Origin of the sequence: Cellulomonas triticagri (genome assembly GCF_003696205.1) — a bacterium.
GTDB lineage: Bacteria > Actinomycetota > Actinomycetes > Actinomycetales > Cellulomonadaceae > Cellulomonas > Cellulomonas triticagri.
In genome coordinates this window covers 1-6719 of the sequence record NZ_RFFI01000159.1, presented here as the reverse complement: position 1 = coordinate 6719, position 6719 = coordinate 1, and the positions used below count along the sequence as shown (strand labels likewise).

The window sequence follows — 6719 nt, the reverse complement described above, 5'->3', positions numbered from 1 at the left end:
CGGGCGTCGGCGGCGTGCCGGGCGGGGCCGCTCGCCGCGGGACCGCCGGGGCGGGCCGGGTCGCCGTCGTCGGGGCCGGGCGCCTCGGGGCCCTGGGGTCCGGGCGTACCCGGGCTGCGGCCGCGCAGCGGACCGAGGGTCAGCAGCAGGGCCACGACGACACCGACGCCGAGGCCGACGAGCACCGCGGTGGTCGAGAACCACATGAGCGCGGCGGCCGCACCGGTGAACAGCGCCGTCCAGACGTAGAGGATGATCACGGCCCGGCGGTGCGAGTGGCCCAGCGCCAGCATCCGGTGGTGCAGGTGCATCCGGTCCGGGTGGAACGGCGACTTGCCCGACCCGACCCGGCGGATGACGGCCAGCCCCATGTCCAGCAGCGGCAGCAGCAGCACGGCGACCGGCAGCAGGATCGGCAGGAACGCCGGGACCGACTGGCGGGTGTTCACGATCGCCGGGTCGATCTGCCCGGTCACCTGGATGCCCGCGGCCGCGATCACCAGGCCGATGAGCATGGACCCCGAGTCGCCCATGAAGATGCGCGCGGGGTTGAAGTTGTGCGGCAGGAACCCGATGCAGGCGCCCACCAGCAGCGCCAGGATCATCGTGGCGAGGTTCGAGTAGTCCCCCGGGCTCGCCTCGCGGGTGAGCTGGTAGGAGTACAGCAGGAAGCCGAGGCCGCCGATCGCGATCAGGCCCGCGGCGAGGCCGTCGAGCCCGTCGACGAAGTTCACGGCGTTCATCGCCACGACGACCACGAGCACGGTCAGCCCCAGCCACACCCGGCTCGACCCGACGATGATCCCGTCGATCGGCAGCTGGTAGAGCGCCAGCCCCTGCCAGGCCATCACGAACGCCGCGAGCACCTGGCCGACCAGCTTGGTCATCCAGTCGAGGTCCCAGATGTCGTCGGCGACACCTAGGGCGCAGACCATCGTCGCGGCGGCGGCGATGCCGATGATCGGGCGCGGGTTCTCGAACACCGCGTCGAGGAACGGCAGCTGCCCGGCCATGATCAGGCCGACCATCAGGCCGGCCCACATCGCCAGCCCGCCGAGGCGCGGCGTCGGGATCGAGTGCACGTCGCGCGACCGCACGGCGGTGATCGCCCCCCACCGGAGCGCGCACCAGCGCGCCACCGGCGTCAGCAGGTACGTGGCCGCGGCGGCGATCAGCAGCAGGAGGAGATACGCCCTCACCGGCCGGGTTCACCTGCCACGACGGGGGCGACCTCGCGGAGCCGCTCCAGGCTGATCGCGCCCTCGCGCACCACCCGCAGCTCGTCGCCGGTGGCGTCCACGATGGTCGAGGCGACCTGGCCAGGGGTGCGGCCGCCGTCCAGGTACACCTGCACCCGGTCGCCGAGCTGCTCGTGCGCCTCGCGGACCTCCAGCGCCGACGGCTGCCCCGTGCGGTTGGCGCTGGACACCGCCATCGGGCCGGTGCGCTGCAGCAGCGCGAGCGCGACGGGGTGGTCCGGGACGCGCAGCGCGACGGTGCCGTGCGTGTCGCCCAGGTCCCACGCCAGCGACGGCTGCGCCACCAGGATCACGGTCAGGCCGCCGGGCCAGAACGCCTCGGCCAGGTCGCGGACCTCCGCGGGGACGCCCATCGCCAGGCCGTCCAGCGTGCGCACGTCCGGCATCAGCACGGGCGGGGGCATCTGCCGGCCGCGGCCCTTCGCCGCGAGCAGCGCCGCGACGGCCTCCGGCGTGAACGCGTCCGCGCCGATGCCGTAGACCGTGTCGGTCGGGAGCACCACCAGACCCCCGCGCTGCACCGTGTGCACGGCGGCGTCGAGGGAGGGTCCCCACGTGGCGGGGTCGGTCGCGTCGAGGAGGGCGTCGTCGGTCACGGCTGCGAGTGTCCCACGCCCGGCTGGGCGACCGGTCGCGGCTCGCCCGCCCCGTCGTCGCGCGCACGGCGGCGCGCGACCAGCATCCGCGGGCGTCCGGTCAGGTCCGGGCGGGACTCCACGGCCTCGAACGCGCCGGTGGCCTCCGCGTCGGCCCGCGCCGCGGCGTCCTGCACCTCGGCGTGCTCCATGACCAGCAGGCCGCCCGGCGCCAGCAGCCGCGCGGCCGCGGCGAGCACCGCGCGCGGGATCTCCAGGCCGTCCGCCCCGCCGCCGTACAGCGCGAGGTCGGGGTCGTGGTCGCGGACCTCCGGGTCCACCGGCACCGCGTCCGGCGGGATGTACGGGGGGTTGGACACCAGGACGTCGACGGTGCCGTCCAGGTCCGCGAGCAGGGACGGGTCGCGGACGTCGCCCTGCTCGATACGCATGGTCAGGCTGCCGCTCAGCCCGTGGTTCGCGCGCGTGAGGGCGACGGCCTCCGGGGAGGCGTCCACCGCGACGACGCGGGAGCCCGGGACCTCGGTGTCCACCGACAGCGCGATACCGCCCGCGCCGCAGCACAGGTCGACCACCAGGGGCGTGCGGTCCTCCGACGCGATCCGCGCGGCCTCGTCCACCGCGACCTGCGCGACGACCTCGGTCTCGGGGCGCGGCACGAACACCCCGGGCTCGACCCGCAGCGACAGGTAGCGGAAGACCGTCGAGCCCACGATGTGCTGCAGCGGCTCCCGGGAGCGGCGGCGCTCGACGAGCTCGGCGTACTCCTCGGTGAACCCCTCCGGCACCGGCGGGGCCAGCACGAGGTCGAGGCGCGGCAGGCCCAGCGCGTACGCGGCCAGGGCGGTCGCGTCGTGGCGCGGGGACCCCACGCCGGCCTCGGCGAGCACGCGCGCGGCACCCTCGACCAGGGCGCGCATGGTCGGTGCGGGGCGCTCGGCCCCCGCCTCCGCGCTCACCGGGCGCCGTCCGCCGAGCCCGCCGCGCCCGTCGAGCCCGCCGCCGCGAGGCGCGCGGCCTCGTCCGCGTCCACCGCGGACTGCACGACCGGGCCGAGGTCGCCGTCGAGCACCTGGTCCAGGTTGTACGCCTTGTACCCCGTGCGGTGGTCGGCGATGCGGTTCTCCGGGAAGTTGTACGTGCGGATCCGCTCGGAGCGGTCCACGGTGCGCACCTGCGACCGGCGGGCCTCGCTCGCCGCGGCCGCGGCCTCCTCCTGGCGGGCGGCCAGCAGGCGCGCGCGGAGCACGCGCATGGCCTGCTCGCGGTTCTGCAGCTGCGACTTCTCGTTCTGCATCGACACGACGATGCCGGTCGGCACGTGCGTGATCCGCACCGCCGAGTCCGTGGTGTTCACGGACTGCCCGCCGGGACCCGACGAGCGGTAGACGTCGATCCGCAGGTCGTTCGGGTCGATCTCCACCTCGCCCTCGTCCTCCACCTCGGGGAAGACCAGCACGCCCGCCGCCGAGGTGTGGATGCGGCCCTGCGACTCGGTGACCGGGACGCGCTGCACGCGGTGCACGCCGCCCTCGTACTTCAGGCTCGCCCAGACGCCGTCGGCCGGGTCGGTGACGGCGCCGCGCGCCTTCACGGCGACCTGCACGTCCTTGTAGCCGCCGAGGTCGGACTCCGTCGACTCCAGCGTCTCGGTCTTCCAGCCCCGGCGCTCGGCGTACCGCAGGTACATGCGCAGCAGGTCGCCCGCGAACAGCGCGGACTCCTCGCCGCCCTCCCCCGCCTTGATCTCGAGGATGACGTCGCGGGCGTCGTCGGGGTCGCGCGGCACCAGCACGCGGCGCAGCCGCTCGGCGGCGTGGTCCGCCGCCTCCGCCAGCCCGGGGACCTCCGCGGCGAACGCCTCGTCCTCGGCGGCGAGCTCGCGGGCGTCCGCCAGGTCCTGCGCGGCGGCGCTCCACGCCCCGTGCGCCTGCGCCACCCGGCCGAGCTCCGCGTACCGGCGGCCCAGCGTGCGGGCGAGCGCCTGGTCGGCGTGCACCGCCGGGTCGGCGAGCTGCTGCTCGATCCGGGCGTGCTCGTCGAGCAGCGGCCGTGCGGCGGCGAACGGGTCGCTCATCGCGTCCTCCAGTCGGGGTGCCGCGGCGCGCGGCGGGTGCGGCAGGCCCCCGGCGCACGCGCCACACGACCTGCGGACATGCGAAAGCGCCGGTGACCGCGGCCCGTGGAGGGGCCGCCGGTCACCGGCGCCGAGGTCGCTAGTTGGCCGACTTCTTGCCGTAGCGCGCCTCGAACCGGGCCACGCGGCCGCCGGTGTCGAGGATCTTCTGCTTGCCCGTGTAGAACGGGTGGCAGGCGCTGCACACGTCGGCCCGGATCTCACCGGACGTCGAGGTGGAGCGGGTGGTGAACGTGTTGCCGCAGGTGCAGGTCACCTGGGTCACCACGTACTCGGGGTGGATTCCAGCCTTCACAGTTCTCTCCTCGTGTGGTGTCTCCGGGTCGTGCGCGCTCGCCGCGCACGTGAACCGCAGACCGACAGGACAGTGTGCCAGAACACCGGGGTGCGGCGAAATCTTCCCGGGAGGCGGGGACAGTTGCCCGGGCCTACCGTCGAGGGCGATGAGCACGCGACGCAGCCCCCAGTCCCTGTCCGTCCTCGGTGCCGGTGCGCTCGGCGCCGCCCTGCTGCTCGCCGGGTGCTCCGGCGGGTCCGGCGGGGACGACACCGCGGCACCGGCGCAGCCGACGGCGGCACCGCCCGCGTCCTCGGCGCCGGCCGCCACCCCGGAGCCGACGACCCCCGCGCCCGCCGGGTGCACCGGCACCGGGGACGCGGCACCGGCCGACGCCGCGACCGTCTCCACGATCGACCTCGACGGCGACGGCTCCCCCGACACCCTGTGGATCGCCTCCGACGGGAGCACGCGCACCCTCGGCGTCACCACCGCCGCCGGCGCCACCTTCACCAGCCCGATCGACCTCGCGGGGCCCGCGGGTGCCAGCGCGTTCGCCCTCCACCCCGACCCCGCCGGTCCCACGATGGTGCTGCTGTCGGACAACCGCGTCGCCGACCTGCTGCTGGTCGAGGACTGCGCGCTCGTCCCGGCCACCGACGCCGCCGGGACGCCGTGGCAGTTCGACCAGGGCTTCGCCGGGCAGGGCACCGGCGTCGGCTGCCTCGACCTGGACGGCGACGGCACGCAGGACCTGGTCGGTCTGAACCTGGTGGACGACACCGTCACCCGCACCGTGATCGACGTCGACGGCACGGTCGCGAGCGCAGGCGCGTCCGACAGCGTCGACGTCGCCGGGGACGCGACCGCGCAGGAGACCGCACGGCAGATCACCTGCGGCACCCGCACCCTCCAGTCCGACGGCGTCCACGAGCCCGCATAGACCGCGCCGCGTCGAGAGCGGAGAAGCTGGCCCGAGATGTCGCGGATGTCCTGCGGTTTCTCCGCTCTCGGCGATGGCAGGATGTCCGGGTGCTGCGCATCGGTCTGGTCATCGACGACGGGCTCGACCGACCCGACGGGGTGCAGCAGATCGTGCTCACCCTCGGGCGGCGGCTCACCGCGCTCGGTCACGAGGTGCACTACCTGACGTCGAGCACCGAGCGCACCGACCTGGCGAACCTGCACGTGCTCGGCCGCACGGTCTCAGTGAAGTTCAACGGCAACCGGCTCGGCACCCCGCTGCCCGCCTCGCGCACCGCGATCCGCCGGCTGCTCGCGGAGGTCCCGTTCGACGTCCTGCACGTCACCATGCCGTACAGCCCCGTGCTCGCCGGGCGGGTCGTGTCCGCCGCGCACCCCCGCACCGCGGTCGTCGGGCAGTTCGTCATCTACCCGCAGGACGCGCTGACCCGCTGGGGCATCCGCGCGCTCGGCGTCCTGGAACGGCGGCGCCTGCGGCGCTTCGACGCCATCAGCGCCCTGTCGGTCGCGGCGCTGGACCCGGTGCGGGAGGCGTTCGGCCGCGCCGACGCGCCCGTGATCGGCGGACCCGTCGAGCTCGGCGAGCCGCTGCCCGCCGCCGAGCGGGGCCCGGGCGACCCGGTGCGGATCGTCTTCCTCGGGCGGCTGGTCGAGCGCAAGGGACCGCGCGAGCTCCTGGCGGCCGCCGCGCGCCTGTCCACCGACCGGCCCTGGACGCTGACCCTCGCCGGACGCGGCCCGCTCCTGGACGACCTGCGCGCCCGCGCCCGCGCCGCCGGGATCGCCGACCGCGTCGACTTCCCCGGGTTCGTGGCCGAGGAGGACAAGCGCGCCCTGCTCGCCGGGGCCGACGTCGTCGCGCTCCCCTCCACCGGGGGCGAGTCCTTCGGGATGTCGGTCGTCGAGGCGCTCGCCGACGCGGGCGGCGTGGTGCTCGCCGGGGACAACGCCGGGTACCGCACCCCGATGGCCGGGCTCGAGGACCAGCTCGTGGACCCCGGCGACACCGCGGCGTTCGCGGCCACGCTGGCGCGCTGGGTCGACGACCCGGACGCCCGGGCGGCGGCGGTCGCGCCGCAGCGCGCGGCGGCGCAGCGCTTCGAGGCCGGGGCGATCACGGCCCAGACCCTCGCCTGGTACGAGCAGGCCCTGGCGACCCGCCGCGGCTGACGCCCGCGCGGACCAGACCGCCCGCCCGACCCTGCCCGCGCCGGACCCTGCCTCGCCCGCTGCCCGACCCCGCTGCTCGGCCCCGTCGGGAGCGCGCGCCGAGTGTCCACTTCGCGCCTGCGCCGGTCGCGGGGTCCGCAGGCGAGAAGTGGACACTCGGCAACCGATGGAGCGGACGCGTGGGGGCGGAGCCTGGGCGGGGTGGGGACGCGCGCCCTCGGCATCGCCGCGGAGCGGCGGACCCGCCGTGGGCGCGGCGAGGGCGCGGCGAGGGCGCGGCGAGGGCGCGGCGAGGG

At 75.9% G+C, this 6719-nt stretch carries 7 protein-coding genes; 2 read left to right on the top strand and 5 right to left on the bottom strand.

The window, feature by feature from the left end; genetic code table 11:
• The 5 genes from EBM89_RS18865 to rpmE form a co-directional block, all read right to left on the bottom strand.
• Nucleotides 1-1199: MraY family glycosyltransferase (locus EBM89_RS18865; RefSeq protein ID WP_147463624.1), on the bottom strand; the 1199-nt coding region annotated here is incomplete at its 3' end.
• Complete coding sequence (locus tag EBM89_RS18860; protein WP_122151158.1) at nt 1196-1855, bottom strand: L-threonylcarbamoyladenylate synthase; 660 nt, start codon at nt 1853-1855, stop codon at nt 1196-1198. The genes EBM89_RS18865 and EBM89_RS18860, both read right to left, overlap by 4 nt.
• Nucleotides 1852-2775, bottom strand: coding sequence for a peptide chain release factor N(5)-glutamine methyltransferase (gene prmC, locus EBM89_RS18855; RefSeq protein WP_122151159.1), 924 nt, complete (start codon nt 2773-2775; stop codon nt 1852-1854). The genes EBM89_RS18860 and prmC overlap by 4 nt, the downstream gene beginning before the upstream one ends.
• 35 nt (nt 2776-2810) lie before the next feature.
• Nucleotides 2811-3932, bottom strand: a complete 1122-nt coding sequence (prfA, locus tag EBM89_RS18850) for a peptide chain release factor 1 (RefSeq protein WP_122151157.1) — start codon at nt 3930-3932, stop codon at nt 2811-2813.
• A gap of 139 nt (nt 3933-4071) precedes the next feature.
• Nucleotides 4072-4287 (bottom strand): 50S ribosomal protein L31, encoded by a 216-nt coding sequence (gene rpmE / locus EBM89_RS18845; RefSeq protein ID WP_122151156.1) that lies wholly within the window; start codon nt 4285-4287, stop codon nt 4072-4074.
• A 148-nt stretch (nt 4288-4435) separates the two neighbouring features.
• Here rpmE and EBM89_RS18840 point away from each other — a divergent pair, with 148 nt between their 5' ends.
• Together EBM89_RS18840 and EBM89_RS18835 are read left to right on the top strand one after the other, a co-directional pair.
• Entirely contained in the window at nt 4436-5212 is a 777-nt protein-coding gene (locus EBM89_RS18840) for a hypothetical protein (RefSeq protein WP_122151155.1), read from the top strand.
• A gap of 89 nt (nt 5213-5301) precedes the next feature.
• Entirely contained in the window at nt 5302-6423 is a 1122-nt protein-coding gene (locus EBM89_RS18835) for a glycosyltransferase family 4 protein (RefSeq protein WP_122151154.1), read from the top strand.
• Nucleotides 6424-6719: the final 296 nt, after the last annotated feature.